This is a genomic window from Fischerella muscicola PCC 7414 (genome assembly GCF_000317205.1).
Lineage (GTDB): Bacteria > Cyanobacteriota > Cyanobacteriia > Cyanobacteriales > Nostocaceae > Fischerella > Fischerella muscicola.
Window position 1 is genome coordinate 1 of the sequence record NZ_AJLK01000244.1, and the last position, 438, is coordinate 438.

The following is a 438-nucleotide window of genomic DNA, read 5'->3' on the forward strand; positions in this document are numbered from 1 at the left end:
GTAATTCATCAATCGTGTTTTCTACTTCCCAACGTTGATGGTATTCACGAGCTAATACCGTTGCCGGGTAAAGTTGAGGATCTAGCAAGCTGGTAATCAAGCGGTAAGTGTTGTGTTCTGTTTGAGAATCAATCGTGTACTCAATAACGCGTAACAGAATTTTGCTAAAACCCTTTTTCTTGGACTTACCATCAGGATAAATCCAGGCAAGATATGAGCCATCGTCTAGAATTTGTTCTGGGACAAACTTAACATTGGCAGGAACTCTTCCTAAAAAATGACATCCTTGCTTTTGGGTTGCTTGCACCATATTGTAAGAATGCAATCCTCTATCCCACATCAATAACATCCCTGATCTTACCGAACGCAGCAGTTTCTTTACCCTGACTCGCTCTCCAATACGATAAGGACACATCAAGGCATCTACAATCAAGTGTG

At 41.3% G+C, this 438-nt stretch carries 1 protein-coding gene; it reads right to left on the bottom strand.

Annotation, left to right across the window (positions count from 1 at the left end):
• The coding region (locus UYI_RS0131470; RefSeq protein WP_016870658.1) for a transposase at positions 1 to 438 on the bottom strand (438 nt) is incomplete at both ends.